The 23,209-nt window shown below is 61.8% G+C and carries 14 protein-coding genes; 1 reads left to right on the forward strand and 13 read right to left on the reverse strand.

Annotation, left to right across the window (positions count from 1 at the left end):
* Positions 1–7: 7 nt before the first annotated feature.
* From dpdD to dpdE, 8 genes are read right to left on the reverse strand one after another with little or no spacing between them, the layout of a single operon-like run.
* Positions 8–2,143 (reverse strand): protein DpdD, encoded by a 2,136-nt coding sequence (dpdD, locus tag BN971_RS24580; protein ID WP_264027666.1) that lies wholly within the window; start codon positions 2,141–2,143, stop codon positions 8–10.
* Positions 2,140–2,670: a phospholipase D-like domain-containing protein DpdK gene (dpdK, locus tag BN971_RS09295; RefSeq protein WP_085183055.1), complete on the reverse strand. Its 531-nt coding sequence runs from the start codon at positions 2,668–2,670 to the stop codon at positions 2,140–2,142. The genes dpdD and dpdK overlap by 4 nt, the downstream gene beginning before the upstream one ends.
* Positions 2,667–7,007, reverse strand: coding sequence for a protein DpdJ (gene dpdJ / locus BN971_RS09300; RefSeq protein WP_085183054.1), 4,341 nt, complete (start codon positions 7,005–7,007; stop codon positions 2,667–2,669). Before dpdJ ends, dpdK begins: the two co-directional genes overlap by 4 nt.
* Entirely contained in the window at positions 7,004–7,744 is a 741-nt protein-coding gene (locus BN971_RS09305; RefSeq protein ID WP_085183053.1) for a hypothetical protein, read from the reverse strand. The genes dpdJ and BN971_RS09305 overlap by 4 nt, the downstream gene beginning before the upstream one ends.
* On the reverse strand, positions 7,741–10,761 hold the full coding sequence (gene dpdH / locus BN971_RS09310) for a protein DpdH (RefSeq protein ID WP_264027669.1): 3,021 nt from the start codon (positions 10,759–10,761) through the stop codon (positions 7,741–7,743). Before dpdH ends, BN971_RS09305 begins: the two co-directional genes overlap by 4 nt.
* Positions 10,758–11,648: a protein DpdG gene (gene dpdG / locus BN971_RS24585; protein ID WP_139027075.1), complete on the reverse strand. Its 891-nt coding sequence runs from the start codon at positions 11,646–11,648 to the stop codon at positions 10,758–10,760. Before dpdG ends, dpdH begins: the two co-directional genes overlap by 4 nt.
* A 15-nt stretch (positions 11,649–11,663) precedes the next feature.
* Positions 11,664–14,153 carry a protein DpdF gene (dpdF, locus tag BN971_RS09315; RefSeq protein ID WP_139027076.1) on the reverse strand — a complete coding sequence of 830 codons (2,490 nt, stop codon included), beginning with the start codon at positions 14,151–14,153 and terminating at the stop codon, positions 11,664–11,666.
* A gap of 59 nt (positions 14,154–14,212) precedes the next feature.
* On the reverse strand, positions 14,213–17,413 hold the full coding sequence (dpdE, locus tag BN971_RS09320; protein WP_085183050.1) for a protein DpdE: 3,201 nt from the start codon (positions 17,411–17,413) through the stop codon (positions 14,213–14,215).
* Positions 17,414–18,151: 738 nt separating this feature from the next.
* Here dpdE and BN971_RS09325 point away from each other — a divergent pair.
* Entirely contained in the window at positions 18,152–18,607 is a 456-nt protein-coding gene (locus tag BN971_RS09325; protein ID WP_245837060.1) for a pyridoxamine 5'-phosphate oxidase family protein, read from the forward strand.
* 811 nt (positions 18,608–19,418) lie between these two features.
* Here the strand turns inward: BN971_RS09325 and BN971_RS24590 are convergent.
* The 5 genes from BN971_RS24590 to BN971_RS25015 all read right to left on the reverse strand — a co-directional run bounded on the left by BN971_RS24590 (position 19,419) and on the right by BN971_RS25015 (position 23,050).
* Positions 19,419–19,913, reverse strand: coding sequence for a hypothetical protein (locus BN971_RS24590; RefSeq protein ID WP_139027077.1), 495 nt, complete (start codon positions 19,911–19,913; stop codon positions 19,419–19,421).
* Positions 19,882–20,184 (reverse strand): hypothetical protein, encoded by a 303-nt coding sequence (locus BN971_RS24595; RefSeq protein ID WP_139027078.1) that lies wholly within the window; start codon positions 20,182–20,184, stop codon positions 19,882–19,884. The genes BN971_RS24590 and BN971_RS24595 overlap by 32 nt, the downstream gene beginning before the upstream one ends.
* Entirely contained in the window at positions 20,181–20,897 is a 717-nt protein-coding gene (locus BN971_RS09340) for a hypothetical protein (protein WP_139027079.1), read from the reverse strand. The genes BN971_RS24595 and BN971_RS09340 overlap by 4 nt, the downstream gene beginning before the upstream one ends.
* A gap of 666 nt (positions 20,898–21,563) precedes the next feature.
* The gene (locus BN971_RS09345) at positions 21,564–22,889 is read right to left on the reverse strand and encodes an AAA family ATPase (protein WP_085183046.1); all 1,326 of its coding nucleotides are present in this window, start codon (positions 22,887–22,889) and stop codon (positions 21,564–21,566) included.
* The gene (locus tag BN971_RS25015; RefSeq protein ID WP_169718660.1) at positions 22,886–23,050 is read right to left on the reverse strand and encodes a hypothetical protein; all 165 of its coding nucleotides are present in this window, start codon (positions 23,048–23,050) and stop codon (positions 22,886–22,888) included. Before BN971_RS25015 ends, BN971_RS09345 begins: the two co-directional genes overlap by 4 nt.
* Positions 23,051–23,209 lie beyond the last annotated feature (159 nt).

Here is a 23,209-nt window from a genome sequence, read left to right on the forward strand (position 1 = left end):
TCTGCCTTTAGCTGGATCCAGCTTCAGCCCAATCGAGCAGGGCCCGCATAAGCGACGAAGCTCCGCGACCGTGAACAAGCACTAGTCGACTCGGATCATTGACGGCCACCTCGATCGCTCCAGTCGCTGCGTGTTTGGCGTGACTGGTCTGTACCAGCATGACGTCGACGCCTCGCGCTAGGGACGTGAGGGGTTTACTGTTGTCCGCCTCGGATGATGCTCGAACCTTGACGTCAGGCCACCGTTGCTGGATCCATGAGGTAACGACTTGAATCGCGCTTTCCATCATCGAATAGATGCCGACAGACTTGAAAGGCCGAACAACCCGGCCAAATGCATTGTGCTCATTGGGAAGTGCGAACTCAACGCTCGCAGAGCGGAAGAGAAGGCGGAGCACGGAGGCGTCACTAGTATCGATTCGATCTGTCCATGCCTGTGCTACCCCCGCTGCTTGGGCTATGACCGTCGCGCGCTGCTCGGGGTCGGGGCAGGCGTACAACAGGAGCAGGTCTATTACTTGCGTTAACCAAGGTGCATCCCTGGGACCGAGGAGTGAAAGCTGGCTGGCGACGGCGTCGAGCATCTCGCCGTATTCCAGCGATGTACAGCCAGCAGCGAGGAGGGCCTCAAGCAACGTGAGTGCTGCCTGCCGCTCCGTTTTTCCAGGCTCACTTGACAACATGATGTCGAAGACAGTCGTTGCAAGCCCGACCGCTGACGGTGGAATCCCGCCGTCAGTGAGCCACTCAACGAACAACGCGATGCCGTTTCGCACCCGCGGACGACGCGAGTCATGGAGCGCATCAATGAGGGTCTCGGCGAGTTCGTCTGCCGCGGCGAGGTAGTCGGGTCTGCGAGACCATCCGCGTGTCCACTCGGCCAGCAGATCCGGTCGATCGGGCCAATCACCGTTGAACCAGTCCAGCCAGTCTGTAGGTACCCGGTGTTCGGCGGTCAACGATTGAAGGACTTCGAAGAAGCTACGTTCGACGGCGTTCGAGAGCAGGCCTGAACGGTCAGAAGCACTCAAGTGGTCGATAACGGCCAGCGCACGCGTCGCAGCAACCGGGTCGCGAAGATTGACAGCCGCCGCAAGGGCAATGGAGGCATCTGAGCGGCTCGGCACCTGTTTGCTAGCCATATTGAGCGCCGCTGCATAGTCGCCCTCATGGTAAAGGTTAAGCGCAGTCACCGGAGCCTGTGGCGACGGTATCGCGGCGGTAATCGTCGCCAGCACTCCTGTGATGACAGAGTCGCTCGGGTAGCGAACCGACAACTCTCGTAGATGCTGCTCTTGGGGACTGTCATAGAGCAACTGCCCCAGCGCATAACAGTGAGCTGTCGCGGTGCTAGTCACTTGATAGGCGTCGGTTACCAAAGCGGGCCAGGCGACATCCAGCCGCTCGGCAGCTTGGTGCAAGCTGGCTTCCGTCGCGGATTCCATCGCCGGAGTCACCACTAGTGCGTCGGCCGCTTCGGCGAGACTTTCCGTGACCGCCCGTGGACGCGCCAGCAGTGAAATGTCTTTGAGTGCAGGATCGTCTCGCAATTCCTGAGGTGTGCCAAGTGCGCTCAGCATCTCGACTCGAAGAAACCGCAGATTTGTCGCGCTCAACAGCGCGCGTCCGCGCAGTTCATCCAGAGCCACTTGCGCCTCAGAGCGATCGTTGCCCACCAGACTTTCGTAGAAATGCCGAAGAATCCGCCCGACGGGCCGCGGTTGATCGACAGCGCGGTCGGGTTCAAGCGCCCAGATGGCGGTCAACGTATCGACGTTGCGCCGCACCGTTTCCAGCCATCCTGGCGCGACATCGACGCGGATCACCGACCCAGCCGGAACAAGTTGCAACGCCGCCTGATCCATCGGGTCTGAGGTTGTGCCCGACACATCAACCTGACCGTTAGTCAGCGGGCGACTGAGCCAACAGCGGATTTCATCGCGGAGCAATCGCCCGTCCCGATGTGATGGGGCGATGCCGTACCAGCGCGTCGTGCCTGACACCTTCGCGGGAAGCAGAGTCCTCTCCCCGAGGCGGTCAAACCTTGTGCGCAGCGTGTCAAGAAGACTTGCGAGCTCCCCCTGAAGGTGTGATGGCGCGATCTCGTTGGGCTGCGCGAAGAAAGTCTCTGTTGACCCAATCACGCTACGCCCCAACGATCTTCATAGGCGTGGCGCGTGCGAGCGACTGAGTCGGCGTCATTCGTAATCACGATCGACTCTTCAAGTCGACGAATACCGTTGTACGTCAGATTCATCGACCCACTGACCAACACGTTGCCCGAAAGGATGCCCTTCTCGTGCAATTCACTTGCGTACCGGCAGGAAAGCCGATGATGGGATTCGCCGTCGGCCGACGCCCGATTCTGGAGTTGGTCCACGAATGACCGGTTATGGTCATCCGGCCTGCAAGCGATGACCACTGCGCCGCCCCGCTGAAGAAGGCTGGCCAAGACCTCGATAAGCCTGATTGGGTGCCGCGGCAGATCAGGAAGCAAGCCGGTAAACAAACCGCTCCGATTGTCTATCACAACGACATCTGAAATCCACGGCGTCACGATCCATATCGGACTGCTGGGGTCGAGTAACTCGGCCACAAACAGCCCCTGCAGCGCATCCGCGAGTTCCTCGTGAGACGACAGTGCCGAGGTTCGCAAGCTCCGCGACTTCACTGCTGCGCCTCGCGTAACTCAACGCGGATATCAACGCCGTTTGCCGATCGCGACACCCCCACGACGCGTGGGTGAAACTCCAGCACATCCACGCTCGTCGGCTCGATCAGCAACTGCCGTATCACGTTCGCGCCGTACGCAGTGGTGGGAACACGAATGGTCGCTGTGGCAGCCTCCCGCAGTCGGTTGTCCACCTCTTGCCGCCATTGGGGGCCTGTGCCATCCACGGTCATTTCGGGGGGACGGATCACACGTGCAAACAAAAGTCGGTCTGTGGGCTCGTAGTCCCGGAAAGGGGAGTACGCCTGCAGGGCATAAGATCTGACACGGTATCCGCGCGACCACAACAGACCGATGATCTGGCCGATCTGCCAGCCTGGTTGGCCGGTTTGACCTTGGGCAACTGCCTGAATTCTTCTGCAGATATCAGGATCTGATGCGGCGACGTAAGCGAATACCCGCAACTCGATGTCAATACCCAGTCGTGACTCCATGTCGTCCCAGCGGCGTATTAACTCAGCCACCAGAACTTCAAGCGCCCGACTACTTCCGGGACGAAGAAGTCGTGTCGACAAAGCAGAAACCATGGCGTGATCGGAGGCAAGTCCGGCCTCGAATAACGCGATACGTAGCCGCTGCCAGGCTTCGGTAAGGCCCGCGAGATTATCAGCGGTCCGGATTTGCTCAACGTGATCAGCGATGGGCGGACTGCCTGCTAGCGTCAAGAACCTGCGCATGTTCTCGTCGACCCGTTCGCCATCGCACTGGCCCAAAGCCGTTTCGACGAGAGCCCAGAATCGCCGTGGGTCCTCAACGTATCGATCCACCAGGGCTTCCACGACGCCCAGACCGCCAGGTTCGTCCTCGCTGATGTCAACCTGGGCCAAACGCTGCTCAGATCCTGAGCCCATGGAAAGATCGATGCGCAAATCGGTAGCGTCCACTTCCGGACACAAACTTTGAACTGCTTCCACTATTGCTGATGCAAGAGTGGTCAGATACCGCTCATCGATCCACCTCCGCCAGTCCTCGTCCGGATCAGCCCACAGGGCTGTCGCAGCCGAGCGCAATTCTGCAAAGACACCCGTCACCCCCAGGGCCGCGGAGATATCGACGATCAGGCCTGCGTCGTCCCCGCGATCGCGTCCATCGTCGGAATCGCCCAGTGCCAACACCCCGAACACTTCTCGTGCCGCATCTAGCATTAACGTGCGCAGCTGGTCATCGCTTAGCCGACCCAACGTCTCTTCGATAGAACACGTTTGACTTTGCACGATCAGAACCGACAGTAGGACTTGATGCAGCCATTCGCGGGTGAATCGCGAAGGAACGAGTCCGCAGAGTCGCCTGCCGCTTCGGATGAGGAACTCCATGCGTGCGACCCGCAGTGACTGCAGCAGCGATGCGTTGGGCGAAATGATGTCCGGCGACCCGACGGTAAGCGCAAGGCTATCGACATCCATTATGAATCCGACGTTTACGGCATGACCATCAAGGGTGACCGAATGCTGAGTGATCGGCGGCTCACCGTCGGAGTTCCGTTCGACGGCGAACTCACCGGCGTAGCGCCATACTGTCCGAGCACAGCGATGCCTATGCGTGAATGCCCGGAACTCAGACACGACTGATGCCCACGGGCCTCCGGCGGGCATGTCGAGTACTACCGGCTCGCCGACGTGCCGAAAGCCCACACCCCAAATCCAGCGACCATAAGAGGAATCCGGCACCGTAGGCGCAGGCATAGTTAGCTTGAGCGCCCGTGGTTGGACACATCGCACCGCCTCTTGTTCCGGTGGGGGCTCCAACTCCGCGTATTGTTCGCAGAACTCATGCAACTCGAGACTGGGTGCCTCCGAACACGGCGGCGAAACCCATAGCCGATCGGCCTTGCCCCGCTGGGCATATCGATAGCTGACTCGGCCAGGAGCGAACTGACGCAATCCCTGAGAAACCGGCTCCATCTCCGGTTCGCGACGCGCCACTGGCGTCATGACTTCGATCTCGGGCGTTTGGAGGGGCGAAAACAAAGCGGCTGGAAGAAAATCCGCTAGTGGCCGCGGCCAGTCGCGATCCCTCAACGGAAGATCTGATGCCGCCACCTCCAGGCCGCGGATGAGCGTGGGAAACACCGATGGAATGAGTCCCCGGGGGCTGTCCCATAGCACAGCTCGCAGGTCCTCGTCGGATAGGGACAGAGCTCGCTGCAGTTGCTGTCCCATGCGCTCAATCGCGTTAGCATTCAGCTGTTCACGAACGTGCTTGACGAGCCGCCTAGCGTGCTCCCGTTGCGTGTCCCGCGACTGCCCCCAGGGTTTCTGGATCACGTCGGCCAGTGAGGTGCCGGGACCCGACCGGGAAAGGCGGTCCAGCAGCCACCAGGTTGCCTGCATCTTCAGAATGCTTCTATTGCGCAACGGCAACGCGACGCGTGGCACGCAAGGATCGAAAAGTGTTTCGTAGGACTGAAATGCCAGACGGTCGCGCCCGAAGTCCGACATCACCACGACCGTCCAGGGCCGCATGATGGGGTTTCGGCCGGCGCGTCCTCGACGCTGGATAAACGACGCCGGATCACGAGGTGCCTTGTGCTGGATGACCGCCCCGACGGCGGGATCGTCGAAGCCGACTTCAAGGGACGCTGTCGCGACGATCACATCGGCGCCAGGGTCGACCCCGCTATCCCGAGATGTCGTCCGCGCGACGGGGACCGGTCGATCCAGCGTTCCGAGGTCCTCCGCGATGCGCCACACTTGGCCGGCCTCATCGCGCATGCGCACGTCCGATCCCGTTGAGACGCGAAGCGTCGCAAGGCTGCCGTTCGGCTTGCGGTTGACACCGCCGGGCCACCACCCTTCGGCATCCCGAAGTTGGGCATGAAGCCTATTGGTGACATCCAGATCGTCGACGAACACGAACAGCTTCGATCCGAAAGCGCCTTCACTCGGGCCGTCAGACGTGGGATCCAGCACCCTCCGCAACAGCATCGATGCCTGGATAGTGGTCGATAACAACGACGTCTGCGATGCCGGGTCACCACGCAGAGCCAGGAAATACTCCCGGCCGATGTCAGTCAGCTCGGAAGGTTCCGGCTGCACCACGGTAAGCCGCGAGGTCGACAGGCCGGTCAGATCTGCAAAAAACCCGGTCGGATCCGCCAACGTCGCCGACAGACCCACGATATGCGGTGGGATCGCCATCTCGGCTCGCCACCTTCGCAACAGGTTGGCCACCTGCGCGCCATGTGTCCCCTCGTAGGTATGGATCTCATCGAGCAGCACGAACTCCGGTGATCGAGAGTCGTCTCCGATCAGCAGCCGCCGGAATTCCCTCGAGCCCAATTCTCTGTTCACCATTTCGGTGCTCGTGAACAGGACTGCTGGTGGGAACGCCCGGAGGCGATCACGGGTGAATGTCAGCCTCTCGGAATCAACGACCGATGCACATCTTTCACAGACAAGCCGTTCAGCCGTTCCTGACGAATTGGGCCAGATAAGTCGGCCCCCGCACCCGTCTTCGAGGCAGCTGACGATGGGGCATACCAGTCCATCCGGTTGCGACTTCCACGTCGAGTATGGTGACCGTTCGGCGCTGGCACGGTTTGTGGGCACGTCGCCATAAAGCACACCGATGTTCGGAGCCGACTCCCCGAGGGCGCGGCAACTTATTAGCAGGTTACGCAACTGGTCTCGCAACAGTTCGTTGCGCGGATAGATAGCGACGATCCGGGGTACGCCTCCTGGGCGGGGATCGGCCACTAACTGGATTAGGGCGGGTAGGTAGAAGGCCAACGTTTTGCCAGATCCCGTTCCAGCGGTGATGACGGTCCCGCGTGAGCCCGACCGAGGCTGCGACAGGCGAGTCAGCGCGCGCTCCTGAAACGCTGAAACGTCGCGTCCTGCGAGAAGCGACGTCATGACCGCTTGGTGGCGATCCGACCAGACGGTACTGCTGGAGCGCACCGTCGAATCCAGTTGATCTGCAGCGATATCGCGTCGAGGAACCGTTCGAGCGCGGCTGAGGAATCTGAAGTCTGACACAAGATTGGGTGCCGACGCCCAGGGCCGGCCGTGGAACCATTGCCGTAGTCGCGCGGCGAGGCGCACAGTCTCGGCCATCCGGCTGCGGAAGCGTAGTTCAGTGACACCCGTCGCGAATAGAAGGCGTCGTTCAAGCAGAGTGTCAATCATCGCGTCGACGTCGTCGCCAGGTGCAAGTCGTTCGATTAACTGCTCGAGTTCAAGTTCGCTCAGCGAGCCGTCGCTGACGCCCCAGCTCAATAGCGGCAATTCCCGATGCTCAATGCCGTTCAGCACATCGCGCAGAGTGGATTCGTTCACCGGCGCCGTACCACGAGGTCACCATCGACACCGGCGGCGTGCAGCGCATCGAGGAGGCTTGCCGTGACTTCAGTGAGGGGTAACCCATCTTCAGATGTCGCCAACTCCAGGGCCTCCTGTACTTCTGAAGCGAGCGACGCGCGTTCGTCCTCGAGGGACTGCAGTGCGCGAGCCAGATCGTCGCCCAACGACTTGACCCGCTCGAGCCATGATGCGCTGGAATCGCCATCACACAGTTCGGCGATTATCTTGTCTTCGTCGGCAATTGGATCTTGGCGCTGAAGCATCAACAACTTCGTGGCTATTCGCTCGGCGGCGAAGCGCTGACGGGTGCCGCCGAAGAGCCGGCCGGGCTGCGTTTGCTCGAGTAGCTGTTGATACCCCTCGAATATGCTGCGCCAGCGCGCACCCGCCCAGCGGGCAGCCCGCGTGCGCTGGTCGCGGGCGACTTCAATCAGTTTGGTTGCAGGTTGCTGCTGGAACGCTTTAGGGCCGTAACGCGATAGACCCGCCCGGAACGCGCTGACCGCTGCGGCGCTCGCCTTGGCATCGATCGTCAGAGCTTCTGTCAGCGACAAACGGGACCGCAGTCGCAACAGACCCGTGAGATACCCGGTTGCGTTGTCGAGCGCCTCAACCAAATGATCGGCCTTGGTGACCAACTCGATCCCGGAGTCCGCTGACTGTGCAGCCTCTAGTTTGAGTTGCAGGTCAACGGCCTGGTCATAGAGTTTCATCGGGTCAACCGCTTGATGGCATCGTCGAATCGGTTGGTCGCCTCAAGGACGCGAGTGGCCGCCTTTTCAAGGTCGGTCGCACCCCCCGCGTCTGTTTGCCGGGCCAGCAGGTCGCGTTCTACGTTCTCGATCGCCTTGGCTGCTCTGGTGGCGAAGTCGTGAACCACGGCGACGAGATCCGGGATATCACTGGCTACGAGTGTGAGTTTTTCCGGCAGCGTCAGATCCTTGGTCAATGCCTCAGCGGCGGTGTTGAATGCGCGAAGCGCTCGCTGTGGTTCACAGCTGGCCAATTTTGTCAGTTCGTCGATCGCATTGCTGTCCATGAGTCGTCCCGCCTGAAGGGATGTCCGCAGCGTCGCCAACACTTTGGCGGTTTGGTCCTCCCACATCCGGTCGCGGTCAACCAGCGACTGAGTCACGGCGACACGCTTCCCCAAGATTGTCCACTCCTCGCCGACGGCGGGCCCCACCAAGCGGAAAAACGCTGCGATCGTCGGATCGTCGGTATTCAACTCCCAATTGGCCGTGAAGTCCTTCACGACGGGCAAAAGGCGGTCGGCTTGGACCATCCGGACGGAACCGGTGCCGCGCGCTTCGCCGAATTCGGCCTCGATGAGCTTCTGAAGCCTCGGTTTCAAGTCCGCTGCCCGGGCGACTAGGGCCGCCCACTTTGCAGATCTGACCGCCCCAGCGGTGAGCGCTCGTGTTGGTGCGAACATGGCCGACATGTAGTCAGTCAAGGACAATCCGCGGTTGAGGTCGTCGAGGACTGCTGAGGCGACGATCGCGCCTTGCACGGTTGCCTTGGTCGAGTTGGTGACTGGTCGGCCTAGTTTTGCGACGACTGCCCTCGTCCACGCTTCGACCGCCGATGCAAGCATCCGGCGGTAGACCGCGGCTTGCGGCCAGTCCTCGGTGTCCACCTCGCTGGCGAGGATCAGCGCTTGAAGTGCTGCGGCGTTGACCTGGTTGCGTTCGATGACCACGAAGGCGGTGTCGGGTGACTGCTGTTGGGTAACGCTGCCATTCAGGACGATATCGATGTCGCGAAATCGCGACTCGTCGAAACCGGGGCCGAGATTGACTGGCAGAGGGCCAAGTTCGAGATTGTTTTTCACGACCTTTTGAACCAGCTGGCGAAGGTAGCGGGTCGCTGTCGCCGACAGCTCACGTTGGCCGTTCGCCCAAGCGGTGAGTTCGACGAACGGCTTGCGCCGTTCGGACTTGAGTCGGTCCTCGATGCCGCGGTGGGTCGGGCGGTGCCGCGGCGTCGTGTCCTCAGGTCGGCGTTGATAACTGGGGCCCGAGTCGTGCAGGGACCGCAAGGACTGTAGGCCTTCATTGAAGTCGTGGACACCGAAGGCCTCCAGGATGGCGGTGCTGATGTCGGCCGGCGACTCGGGGTTGGCCCAGTATCGAAGGATGTTGCTGACCCGTTCGTAATCGGCGGGTCGCAGATCTTTAACGCGCGCAGCGATCAGGGGTGCTAACGGCTCGCTGTTTTGGTCAAAGACCGCCAGCGTCGAGGCCGAAGGAAAATCGTTGCTGCGCAGATCGAGTGAGCCCTGAATCAAGAACCGGTTGATCACTTCCCGCACGATGTCGCGGGGGTCAAATCGCTCAGCCGACAAGGCACGCACAAACCGTCCGACTGCCGGCGCGTCGAGCGGATACAAGCCGTAGCCCTCGCGACTGGTTCCGAACGCGTCGTGGCAACCCTCCTGGTGGATACAATCGCGGCACGCATTGCGCAGCCAACGCTCGCCGTTGCTGTCTCGGCTTGTCCACGCCGCGTCAATCTCATGGGGGTCCAGGCGGGTGGCGTTGAAGTAGCGCGCGACGAACGACAGCGCCTCGTCCTCGTCGACCCCGTCCTCGCCGTAGGCTGCATCGAACCAGTAGGCGTCGTCGCAGCGGGTCCGCACGGTGTCGAGGTCATGGAAATGGCCGTCGGTGACGGCAAATATCATGCGTAGGCCACACATGTCGCCATCGACGGAGTGGACGGGTTCGACGATGGCGTCGAGGAACTCCCGTTCCACCCCGTGCAGGACCGTGAGGTCTTCCACGAACAGCGCCAATTGCTTTCCGTCGCTATGCAACGCGCGGCGAACCTCCCGGAAAACTTCGACCAGGTCGACCTGATTGGACACGGCCACATGTTTTTCTGCTGCGGGCAAAACGTCGTTGATTAACGCGACGGCCGCCTTTTTGTATTCAGGTAGTGTCGCGAATTTGCCCAATAATTCTCTCGCCCCTTTGCTGGCGTGACCGATCTCCTCAAAGGTCAGAGGAAAGTCTGACTCCAAGAAGTTGGTGGCGTCATCGTCAAGCCCGTCGCCCTCGTGGCGGCCTCGAAGCGCCAGTCCTACAAGTCGCGGGACGACTGCGCCGGCGGCTGTCAGCTTGCGGCGAACGACGGGATCGCGCAGTAGGTCAGGCAACTCTCGGGCCAACCTTTTTCGCAACTGTGCGCTCCGTTGATTTTCTGACGGCTCCGTTTCGTACAGGCCGACCTGACTTACCAAGAGCGCCAACTCATCGAGCAATCGCTCGGCCAAGATATCGTCGGATTCGGTGTGCGACGGTGCGGCCTCGAGCGCTTCGCGGGCCTCTTCGATCCTCGGACCGGTCAGGCCGCGGATAACGATTTCAATGGCGCGTCGCAGACCGGTGCGGTTTTTGGGAAGGTACCGGATCTCCCAGTCAGGTTCGTTCTGAGTCTGAGCTTTCACCCACCGCACGAGGTGAGACTTTCCGGTGCCCGAACCTCCGACGATCGGTATGAATAGATAGCCATCGGGCCGCAACGGGCCTTTGAACGCCTCGAGCACATCTGTTTCGGTCACCCACGTGCCACCTGACCGCTGGTCGAGTCGTCTACGCCGCAACCGAAGTGGATGATGAATCGCTTGGAACCGTGCATCGGTGAGAAGACTGGCCGCGTCGCGAGGGGTCATAGCCAGCACAGCATCTTCGCGCCAGCAGACGTAATTCTGAAATGTGGTCGTCATTCGCTTGCGCCAATCCTTGCGTGGGAGAACGTCGATCCATCGGCCTTCGCGACGCGGGCAGCGTCGGCGCGGTCATCGAGGACAATCGATTTCTCGCTGCTGAGCCTTTCGAGGGCGTCACTCAGTGGGGCGGTGAGTCCGCGATTCTCACTAGGTGGGCGTTTCCAGTTGTCGGCAACAAATTCGCGGTAGCGCCCCCCGTCGAGGATCGGCAGATGTTGTGCTAGATGCTTCACGAATTCTTGTGCCGTAAGCTCGTTCGCTCCTCCGAAAACGTCAGGCAGGGCGTCACGCACGGCGACGGTTGGGTCGGGGATGAGATGGCCCTTCGGATTAGCCCAGGCAAAGCCGAGCGTGCACGCCCACCGGCGGAAGCCATTCCACCTTGTGCTGTTGCCGATCGGCCAGTTCGACGACTCGCCCTCCTGTTGGCGCGGACCGAAGTCAGCCAACTGAAGCGTCTCGGCCGAACGGGGGCCAGCTTCTTGCCGAATCGGCGCTTCTCCGGCAGCGAAGGTCAAAAACCAACTCAGTGCGCTCGTTAGGTCTCGTGCACCCACCTGGCTTGGCCATGGGGCGTTGTTTACGGAGTCGTCGAATACCCGCCTGCGTAGCAGGGTGATCAGTGCGCCGGCCTCGCCCTCCACGGCTGTCAGCACACCGTCGGCCAGTCTAACTTTGTCGTCGTCGCGGGAAAAAAGACCCAGTTCTGTCCCGGCCCGCAGATTCGCCGTCACGTCGCTCTGCGGATCTCCCGGCAGGCTGGCCGGCGCGAGCGTCGCGCCCAAACGTTCGACGGTGTCCTGCTGTCCCCGCTGGCAAGCCAGGTATCGGGTGATCAACACAATGCCGCTGGGACGGATTTCCGGCGGATTCAACAATGCCACGAGATTACTCCTCTATCAAAGCTTTTCGATGTCGGCGTACGCATAAGACCCGTCTTGGTCACGAAGAGTCAGGCCATCACGGCCAACAGGCGAGTCGGGGGTCCCGCAAATTACCGTGAGCGGCGCGCGGCTATTTCCCTCGAGGAACTCTTCGGGATCCTGGCCGTCTGCCAGCAAGAATAAGGTGGGAACGCCCACCGCAGTGACGGGGTCGTAATCGCCCGATGCATCCACCATTACCGACCGCATCAAAACCGGTGACTTGGCCACAATGTCACGGACCACGGCTACCAAACTCTCCGCTGCAACGATCTGGCGGATGCCGCCAGCTGCGGACAAACTTGGCAAGAGTTGGCGCAGTTTTCGCGGTGTTGACAGCACCGACGGATCGACGTAGACGACCACACGTCGCCCGTAGGCGCCGCAGATCGCCAGGCGATCCAGCGATGGCTTATCCCCAGTCGGCGGAACGGCGATCGCTGCAGGGATAGGCGAGGGAGACGCCCAGGGAATCTTTCCGTGCGCTCGACACCAACGGCACCCGCCGCACGCAACCAAACACGTCGTACGCAGTTCCGGTGGTGCGTCAATCGCGAAGCTCTCGGCGGTGACCACTCCGATACAGACGGTCCCGGTGATTGCGTTGCGCAATCGGAAAAGGCTTTCTCGCGAATTCTCAACCATCGAGGCCCGCGTGGGTTCGGCCACGTCCTGCCAGAATTGGTCCGTCTGGTGATCCCCCCGCAGGATCCGAACCGTCAACCATCCAGCATCCGATTCCAACTCTCCTTCGGCGTCGCGACCCGAAAACAAAAAGTCCCATCCAACAGCGCCAGTCCTGGCAAGCAGGATCACGGTAGACAGGTTCCAGCGCTCGTTGTAGGAACCATGTATTCGGACCTTGCCCGAAGTCGCCGTTAACGGAAGGCGACACAGCCCGTCCCCAGCGTCTCTACGGGCGAGCAGCATGGCGCTCCACCGCTCGCGGGCACGCTCAGATGTCAGGTAGGTCGGCGACGCGAGGTCGCTGGCGACCCGGTCGTCTTCGCGAGTGGCGAGCAGCACTGAGGTTGAGGCGTTTCCGTCGCGGCCGCTGCGCCCGACTTCTTGATAGAAACGATCGATACCCTCTGGTACGCACGCGTGAACGATGGAACGGATGTCAGGCACATCGATACCCAACCCAAACGCGGAGGTGGCCACGACAAGGTCGATCGTCGACTCGATACCGCCGTCGTCACGCATCCCCCGAAGGACTTTCTCGCGGTGCGCTGTTGATGAGCCGCCGTCAACCGTCTCCAGACGTTGATATCCCGCCGCCCGCAGGACTCGCGCCAACTTCTGCGGCGTATAGGTTCCCGGGCGGTCCTCCTGACGAAGGGTCGTATAGATGATTGCCGGACGTGGAAGGTGGCGCAGCGCCTCGAGCACGCGGCGTTCTCTGTCTTCAGGTGCCAGGTTCGTTGACTGCCAATAACTCGGCTCCGGTCGCAATACGGGCGCTGCTACCTGAAGAAACGGTCCCGGTTCACCGAACAGCGCGTTCAACAGACCCAATACGTCCTGGGTGAGGGTCGCGCTAGCCAAGATGGTCTTAAAGGGTGGGTGGCCATTCTGCGCCGCAGCCCGCAGCATGTAGCGGCGTAGACCGGCAAGGCTGTGGAAGTGCGGTCGAAATGCATCCCCCCATGACCCGACAATGTGAGCCTCGTCAATCGCCAACAGGGATAACCGTCCCCCGCCCGCGGCATCAGCAAGGGGCCTGGCCAAAGACGCAACGATGGCCTCCGGATTGGTAAAGATAACCCGCTGCTCCCCCGACCAAAGCCGTTCGCGGAATGCCTTTTTCTTTGCGTCCGACAAGTTGCCGTGATAGGCGGTCGCGGGCGAATCCGGATTCTGCTTGCTGTAGCGGCGCTCTTGATCCAGCGCTAGAGCAACGGTCGGCACGACGATCACCGAAGTCATCCCGGGCGGTGCTGTCTCTGCTGCGGCGAGCATCGCCAAAGTTTTGCCGGCACCAGTGGGCAGATTCACCACCAGCGTCGCCCCGTCCGGTAACACCATCGCACTGCGGACGGAGGCCCGCTGTCCGGGTGTCTTGTAGCCGGAAAACGAGGCATCAATAGCGTTGAGAAACGGGTCTCCCACCACGGTCTCGTCGATGCGGCGCGGGATGGCTGCTGCCGCATCCGCGTCGACGCTCATACCGTCGGGAACATCGAGCCAAGCGGGGCGCCACGGTTCAGCAGAGATCCGGAAACGTCCCCCTGCCGTGCGTTGCGGCAGGAGCCCATAGCTGAGCCAGTCGAACGATTCCGGAAACAACTGACAAATCGGCACTTCGAGCCATGCCCGGACCCACTCGTGGCAGTTCGTTGTTGATGCACCGCGGCGCACATCATCGGCCCTGAGACACTGACGCAGCAGCACCGCGACGTCGGCAGCCCCTGTCGACGTGCGGCAGCTGTGGCTCGATAGCGCCGAAGCCAGCCGGTTGGTCACCTCGAATGATGCACCTGCTGCCCACGCGTCCAGCAACGTCTGCGCGGGCCCGGGTCTAATCACGGGTCACTGGCCAATCTGGGGTCTCCCACGAAGATGGCGCCACATCCCAGTGGCTGGATCTGTAACTCCAGCCGTTCGGGCAGCAGTGTTTCCAACTGCTCAATCTCGCTGTCGGTGTCGACCATTCCCGCATTCCTGCGCGCGCGACCGCGATCCACGCGCTGCGCGATCCTGTGCCGAATCTCGTTGGCGGCCAACAGCGGTCGATCCACCACGGAGGAACGCGCACTCGCAATCGCTCGGGTTTGTTCCGCGGCGATGACACACAGACCCGTCCAATCCACCGACGCGATGAGTTTTTCGAAAAGTTGCGGCCGTGAACCCAAATTAATGTCCCCGGTACGTGGCGTGTAGGGCTGGAGAAGCCTGCCATCTTTCGCCTCGTCACCGGACGGGGTCATCACGACCTTCTCGACAATGGGCGGCGAAACCTCCTGCAGTACTTGATCAACCCATCTCAAGACACCGAGTGTGACCGCCGCCTCGATGAAGTCCTGAGCGAAGGACGCCGACACGAGATAGTCAGCGCGAAAAACAATTTCGGCGGGCGACATGCCCGGCCACGGCCGAAACATCGCGAACGCGACACCCCGGTCGCTCTGCAACAAATGCTTAGCGATCGTGTCGACCGTAGGATGGCCGGCGCGCAAGATCGGGATCCTGCGACTAACCGCCGGGCCTCGCCGTAGGGCGATCGGGATCTGTGCGACCGCCGCGATTTTTGTCTCCACGTCGAACGGAACCTGCGGCCGGGGACGTCGGCTGATCCTGATGACAGCTCCATCCTCCCAAGTCAGTTGGGTGCCGACGCCCTCAAGCCAGGTCACGAGCGCGCGCGTGAGCGCAGGGTCGCGATCACTCTTAATCAGGTGCCGGTCCACGCTCAGCGTCTGATCACATCCACGTTCATCGATCTCGTCGAGCGCGTCATGGGCGACGATCCGTACTAGTTCCTCCGCCAGTTTCTCGGGTTGTTCGGTGGCCGCCTCTCCGAGTGCCTCGGGTCCTTCGCGGAGCACGTTGGCGAGCACTGCACGCTCGGTGTCGCCGAGGACGTATTGAAGCGACGAGAGGGATCGTGTAAACGCCTCGCATCCGTCGGAGACGAACTCCAGCCAATTCATCGCATAAGGCTCGTCGCCGAAAATCACCACCTTAGAGTCGATCGCGCCCACACCCGGAGGCGCATGACGATCGCAACGTCCGATCCGTTGCTCGATGCGGAAAGTTTCCCAAGGGAGATCGAGATGAATTAATAGATCGGCAACCTGAAGGTTGGCGCCCTCTTCCGCGCTGTCGTCGACTATCAGAATGGAACACTGACCGCCGTTAGTCCAACGCTCGATCGCGGCACGATTCTCATCTTCGTCATTGGTCTTGACGTGCGTTGCTATGCGCTGTCGGCCCCAGCGTCGCACCATCTCATCCGCAATCGCCGCCGCGCATTCGGCGAATGCTGTAGCTAGAACAACTCGTGACTGTGTTTTGAAACCGGTGAACTGCGCCAGAGCATCCACCAGCGCACTCGTTCGAACCTCGCGCTCCGCGCAGATCGTGTCGATCAACGCATCGAGGTTAGCCACGACTCCGCGGTCGACTAGTTCTCGAAGTCGGGATACAAGCCCTTTGGAAGGGTCGGCAGCTTGATCCGAGCGAAGTGGCCACACCGCGTACGGAAGCGACCCGCAGCGCTGGGCCGCCTCGCGGAACAAGTCAACGCACTCCTGTATCTCGAGTGTGCTGTTCTCCGAAGCCACAAGTAGGTCCATGCGGAGCCGGTCAAGAAGTTCCGTGCGCTGACCTGTGTTGGCATCATCGACTGATACGAGAAAGCCTTTCGCCCGTTTTCGACCACGCACGCCGAAACTTGCCGTGATATCAGGCGTTCGGCGCGTGCGCAGCATGCGCTGGTGAAGGCGATAGGCCTCCGAGAGATGCTGCCGCACGCGCGTGACCGCAGCCGCACGCGACGCATCGTCCGCCGAGGTCGCGGATGCGAGAAGGCCGGCCAGGAGCGCGTCCCCGGAATAGTCCGCCTGTAACTGTTCGGCGTACAACGTCAAATCGAACTCATCGATGTCGGGAACTAATGCCTGGCAGATCAACGCGAGCTTGTCGCGGTCGTGCACACGCCTGGTGAACTCCTCCACCTGATCCGGGCGATAATGTGCCGGATCCAAGAGATAAAGAAGATCCAGAAATCCTGCCTCGTTCGATCTGACGGGTGTCGCAGACAGCAATAACAGTTCCTCTGCGGCATGAGCCATCTGGGCGATCCGCCGCCTCGTGTCGACGCCTAGCGCCCCGTTACGAGTCACCCGGTGCGCTTCGTCGATGACAAGGAGGTCAACGGGGTCTTCTGGCCAACGCGCTTCGTTAGTCAGTGACCGGATCAAAAGCGAAGCTTTGCCAGTGCGGAACCGCTCGGTGAGTTCATCTGCCCATTGGTATCGCAGATGCTCGGGCACCAGGACGAGGACACGGCCGGCGGGTTTGCGATCCAAGAACCGCCATATCAGCGCCGCGGCCTCGATCGTCTTGCCGAGTCCGACCTCGTCCGCCAATAGGTAGCGCTTGACGGGATCGTTCGACACCCTGCGCACAACCGCCAGCTGATGGCGGTGCAACTCGACTGATGCCAACAACAGTCCTTCCACACCTATTGCTGCTGCGCGCTGTCCCGCCCAATGCCGAAGAAACTCCAACCGGGACTCATACACTTTCGGCGCATCACCGCCGAAGCTTTCCAGGATCGCGAACGGGTCTTCGATGGGTACGTTCCATCGCACCTCGAACGCGTCAATCGCAAGGAGGCCGCCCTGAAGATTGGGAAATGCGACGGTGTATCGCTTCAAGCCGTCGGGGCCGCCCTCAATGCGACCGATGCGCCAACCAGGCCCCTCGCGAAGATAGACCCTGGTGTGCGGGCTTAGTATCGCCGGCGCCAGAGACTTCGCGGCGTGTGTGCGTTCGGTGTATGCCGAGGTGCTGGGGCCGGTGAAGTACCTGACGCGAGCTTCACCGTTCCTCACCGCCAGCAATCGTCCCACGCCCAGCTCCGCGTTCCGAACAAGATCTCCTACATACGCTCGACTCATCGCGTGGAAACTCCGTCCGCGACCGCCCTGACCTGATTTGAGAGGCCATCTACATAGGAGTAAAAGAAGTCGTGTCCACGACACATCTCGGCGGACCATCGAAGTTCCGCACGCTTATGCCGAGCTGAGGTGCTATCTTGGCGCCGCACCCGCTCGGTCGGCGCCACGTTGGATGCCACTACTTGGTCAAAACCAGGTTCGATGAACCGGGTGAGGCCATCGATCAGTATCGATATTGATAGAGCCTTGCCAACGGCAAAGTGAAAATTTGCCTTTCTCACGAGAGGTCCTCCCGTGCTGAACTCAGCTAATACCGGCGCCCTCTTTTGGACGTACAGCGAGCGTAGGCCTCCCCACCGACAAACCCGCCGTCCACATGAACCAACGCCAAACTAACATCCCTCAGGTGTTCGCGGCTAGGTTTTTGGATTGCTTGCCAAGGTGATGGGACCCACCCGGTTGCCATTGTTTTGCGCCTGATTTCCCGCCCGCGTGCTTTTGCCCCTTGCCGATGGCCTGCCCGCGTTGCGCCGCTGGCATGCCTACCATCGCACCGGCAGCGTCGAGTCGGTGCGCAGCGCCCGCGCTGCGGGTGTCCGAGATAGGGCGCAGGTGTTTGGCTGTGGGGCGTCCTGGTCGCCATCGGAGCTCCGGTGGATGGCCCGGTTATTGGGGTGCACGGTGCTGCCGGCATAGCGATTCTTCTTCGCTGTCAGGGGTAGTTGCGGTTAAGCAGCGCTCGGTCAAGTTTGGCGCTTATTTCCAAGAGGCTCCACCGTGTCAAGAAGGGACCTTCGGCCGTGGCGGCCCGCCATGGTCCCCGACGAGAATCGCGCCATGACACAGCGCATCGCACAACGCGAGCTTGAAGACCTCTCACCCGGGGAGTGCTTCCGACTGCTCGCTACCGCAAACGTCGGGCGACTCGTGTACCAAGACGACCTCGGACCGCTCGCCGTACCCGTCAACTACGCCATGCAGGGGCACGACATCATCTTCCGCGTCGAGGGTGGCGCGAAACGAACGGCCATGCAGCAGCCGATGCTCGCCTTCGAAGTCGACCACATCAACGAGGAACAGCACTCGGGATGGAGCGTACTGGTGCGCGGCGTCGGCGCCGAGGTCTCCCCACAACGGCGTCCTGCGCTGCGGGCGGTCCCGACGCCGTGGGCAGTCGGCCTCCACAGGGTATGGCTTCAGATTGTGCCGCACACCGTCACTGGACGGCGGTTCGGTGAGGAGTACAAGCTAGTAAGGATCGCGCGGACGGCGCCCGTCGGACGACGTATGTGACGCGTGCAAGACCTGGCACAGTTCTGCCCACGCTGCGGCGGTTGTCACCGGTCATTGACCGGGTGAGGGCGCCGCAGCGCGCAAAGCTGCGGGACGGGATCTGGCCGATTCATGTTGGCCTATTCCTATCTTCAAGACCCAGCACGCACTGCACGCAGCCTGGCAAGCTCATCCATGTCGGGCTCCGCCGGCTCGACCTCCACCATCCCAGTCGGGGTCCCAGCAGCTAACGCCACCTTCTGGGCCAACCCATAAACCTGGGCCTGCTGGCCTAATAGCTTGCGGCACAACTCCGCTGAGCGGTGATTCCCGTCCAACGCGCGCCCCCAATGGGCGCGAAGCAGCCGCTCAGTGCGCTCCTGCCACACAGCGAAGGCCTCATCGGTGAGCAACCCGCGACGGGCAGCTGAATCTGGGGCCCCGAACTCCCGCTGCACAATATTGCCCACGCTGGTAGGAGAGCGCAACCCCACGACCGCGGCGATGTCCCGGTAGCTCAACCCGGCCAAGAACAACCCAACCACCCGCGCGTCACGCCGGGTCCGTTCCGCAGTGGCTCCCATGTGTCCAGTCTCCGCCATCGGACCGTCGGCCCGCGTGTACGGCATTGCCGCATGTCGCACGTCCGCCCACGCCGGGATCCGGGGCGGTGTGTTTTGTCCACTCAACTCGGGGGGGTATGACCACTGCTGGTGGGGAGTGGTCGACCGCTCGCGTTCGCGCGGCCACCCCACCCCCCCCATGAGCAGACAGGCCCGTCCAGGGAGGCGACAGGGCTCGGTTGAAACAACGATATGTCCTTGGGGTGCGATCAGAAGGGGGGGTCTGCCAGTTCGCTGTTGGGTGCGTTGAAGAGGTCGTCGACGCGGGGGAATACGGTTTTGTCAGCCCAGTGCGGTGGGCCCCATTCCTCTATCGGTAGGTTGCAGATCTCGTTGCGCCGGCAACGGTCCGGTCCGCATCCGACGATCCAGATCGCATCCCAGCCCTCATCGACGAAGTCGCGAAGGTATACCTCGTCAAGGTACTGCGCTGCATGGCCCAAATCGGGTTCAGCCTCGCAGCATTCAGCGATCTGCTGCGATCCGCCTGGGTCACGGACGGTGAGGGTGTGATAGTGGCCTCCCGTGCGACTCTTGTCTTTCATCGGCGTTGACACCTCGCGATTGGTGTCCCGCCGGCCTTCCCAGGTGAGCTTGAGCAGGGCGGGGCTGGTGGCATCCAGTTCTACCGTCCGGTTGACGAGCAGCGCCGCAATAGTCCGGACGAATTCACTACTGCCAGAGGCAATTACAGGCGACTCCAAGAACTTCTCCGTATCGCGAAAGGTACGCCAACTCTTTGCCGGTAAATTCGTCGTCGCCACGGACGTTGACGCCGACGGCAGACAGGTATACAGCCAGTTCGCTGACCGTGACAGCACCGCGTTTCTTGATGAACTCTGCGGCGACGTCGATCACCGGCGCGATGAACGGTTTTCTCTCGCGGGTTGTACTCATCTTTGATGTCTTTCTGTCCCGCCGGCCATCGGCGGTGAAGTCTTGTCGGTGGGTATCGCCGAGTTGTTCCGCAATCACGAACTCATCTCCGTGGCTTCGATCTGCTCGACCATCGTCAGCAGCCCGACCGCGACCTTGCGGGCCGCGTCCAGCGCACGAGCAGTTCGCGGAACGGCCGGGTAGCGGGTGACCTCGATGGTTTCCTCGCCCTCATAGCGCATCAAAACTTTGATGTGCCGCCACGTCGAGCCGTCCTGATCTTGGACGCCGTCGACGCGAAGTACGGTCTCGCCGCAGGTCTCGTCGTCCTCAAGATCCGGAATGCGGAGATGGCCGACGTGGAATTCGCGGCGCATCCTTGTCCCGGTGTTCTCTATCTGGACTTCTTTCCACTCGCCGACTTCGACAGCGTCGATTGGATTGGGGATGCCGTGCAGGTCGGGCAGATCGTCGAAGTATGCCGAACTCGCCGCGTGCAGACAGACGTTCTGCCGGACCGCACCGTCGACCACGGGTATGGCGAATACCGACCGGCCGGCAGCCGCCAAGCTTGCCACCTTCGCGGCCCATTCGTCGTCGGTCATCGGTGCGCCCAGGTCGGCGGTGATCTTCACCGGTGGTGGCCATGCGCCGGTGCCGCCGATCTGGTAGCCGTGTATCTGCAAGGCCATGGGATTTTCGTTCGTGGTGGACGTCAACCCCACGTAGTCGCTCGCGGCGCGCACCGCGGGGTAGTCTTCGGCGGTCAGCGGCGCACCACGAGCGGCACGAGCGGCGGCCAGCACGCGCACCCGCGCCAGATCGTCGTCGGTGAACCTGACGCGCATGTCGATGTCGCGTGCGGTCATTTTGCTGCCCTTCTTCCTACATTCCTCATTTACTTACCCTTTCTATTTGGAGGCTTTTCCATGTGCCTCGTATTCGGTTGCCGATTTGACAGGCCGGCGTCTGCCGCCGGGTGATATCTCTGGTCGTTCGACACTTTTGAAGGCGGGGGAGGTCGGCGAGCACCTCGGCGATGTAGTTCATGTCGTGCGTGTTGCGGCAGCCGCACGTGTCGCCAGGCCTGGACACGTATACGCGACATGGACACCCGGACAGCGTGGTTCGCCCACACCGGAACCGGGCAGGGCGGCGCGCGCGGCCCATCGCGGCGCCAACGGGCCGGTCTGTTCGTGGGACACTTCCAGGCAGCTGCTGTTGTAAGTGAAGGCGGCATTTTCCGATGCCAGGCTGGTAGACGACGTTGTTGGCGTTGGGGCTATCGGCCACCGTTGGCTCCGTTCGGTTCCATGAGTTCGTTCGTGGCGAACTGGCACGGTTTCGGTCCGCTGTCCTGTGGTGTGGTGTTCGCAGTACGCAGTTCGCCTCTACTAAGGCGAACTGGCGAACGGCGAACTGGCCCACGCAGTTCGCCCGGCGAACTACGGCGAACTAGAGCGAACCGGCGAACTGGACTAGTCAACAAGCAACTCCACCCGCGACGGGTCGCACGAGAGGTGCCGCTCCTGGCGGGCTACGACCGGCAGACCACACTCCGCGCACGCGTAGGCAATACGGTGCAGCTGGGCGTTGCGGAGTCCGGTTTCCCTGGCCACCACACCCTTGCCGACCAACCATTGCAGCGCTTCACGGACAACCTCACGCGGGTAGCTCAGGGCTTCGATGTCACCGGCCTTGACCGGCCCATCGGCACCGGCCAGCAGCCGGATGATGGCCACCCGCGCAGCTTCGGCCTTGGCGTCGCTGCGCGACCCTGCAGCGTAAGTCAAGCGCCGCGTGGTGGGGTCGTAGCTCAGCCGTCCCTCGGGCACGTTCACGTCACGACCCACAGCTGTGAAGAACCGTGGGGAGGTGGGGTCGTCGGCCTTGTCACGCACAATGCGCCAGATAGCGTCCGGCCAGTCCTGTAGCCGGGAGTCACCACGGGATCGTTCGTTGGCGTGGCCCATGTGGTGCACCAGTGCGGCATCAGCGATTCCGGCGTCGTTCAGTAGCGCGTCGAATTGCACCAGGAACCTACCGACATCCCGGTTTTCGTCCAGGCCAAGCTCATCCAAGATCGGGCGTAGGCAGTCAAGGATCAGGTAGTCACACCCCAGGAGGGCCAGCCGTGCGGCCCACTCGTTTCGGCAGGGTTCGTCCATCAGGTTGAATAGGCCCAATCGGCCCCGTAGCGACACCACGGCTACGACGGCTGCCGTGTTGGCGATGCCCTGGTCCCGTAGCCAGCGCCGCAGCGTGTTCTCCGACATCTCGTCGTCGATCACCACGATTCGGCGGGCTGGCTGGGACACCGTGAACCTGCCCAGGAAATCGTCACTATCGGCCAGTGCGCGTATCAGGTTGTCACGCAGGATGGTTTTGCCCGACTTGTACTGCGCGGAAAGCATTATGCGGCCTTCGGCCGGCGCCAGCTGGTCGATGCGGTATGGGATCGGGGCGTCGGGTTCGGCGAGTAGCGTGTCTAGGTTTTTGAACTCGGGTAGCAGTATTGGTGGCCGCTGCTCATCTTCCAGGCGTCGTCGCGCTTCGGCTCGGATTCTCAACAGCCGCAGCTGTGCCTGGATAGCCCCCTCGTAATCGTTCAGGTCGTCCGGTGGAACGTCATCGGACGGCTGGTTGTCCGGCTCCGGTGGCGGTTGGCGGCCAAACCCGTTGCTGACCGGTGGTTCCGGTGGTTCCGGTGGTTCGGCCCGACTGTTGCGTTTGCGTTCACGTTCGGCTTCGGCCAGGGCCAGGACTTCGGCGATCTGTTCCGGCGTGGCGTCGTCGTTGCTCATGTGATGTTGTCTCCGCGTTGCCGCATCAGTTCGGCGGCGAGTTCACTGAATCCGTTGCGCGCCAGGCGTAGGCACAGGTCGGCGCTGATGTGCTGCCGGGCCAATGCGTGCCAGTTAGCTAGCCGCACAGTCGGATCAGGGTCGTAGTAGACGTCGTTCATGCTGCGAGTCCCCACGCTTGGGCGATCCTCTCGGCGGCCTGGCGGTATGTGCCTCCGCGCTTCCACATGGCGTGTAGGCCGTCCCGGTCGGCCGCAGGCATCAGCCCGTGGTCCAAAAGATGCAGCGCGGCGGCCTCGTAGCCGCGCTTACCGGGCGGC

This window comes from Mycobacterium bohemicum DSM 44277 (assembly GCF_001053185.1).
Taxonomy (GTDB): domain Bacteria; phylum Actinomycetota; class Actinomycetes; order Mycobacteriales; family Mycobacteriaceae; genus Mycobacterium; species Mycobacterium bohemicum.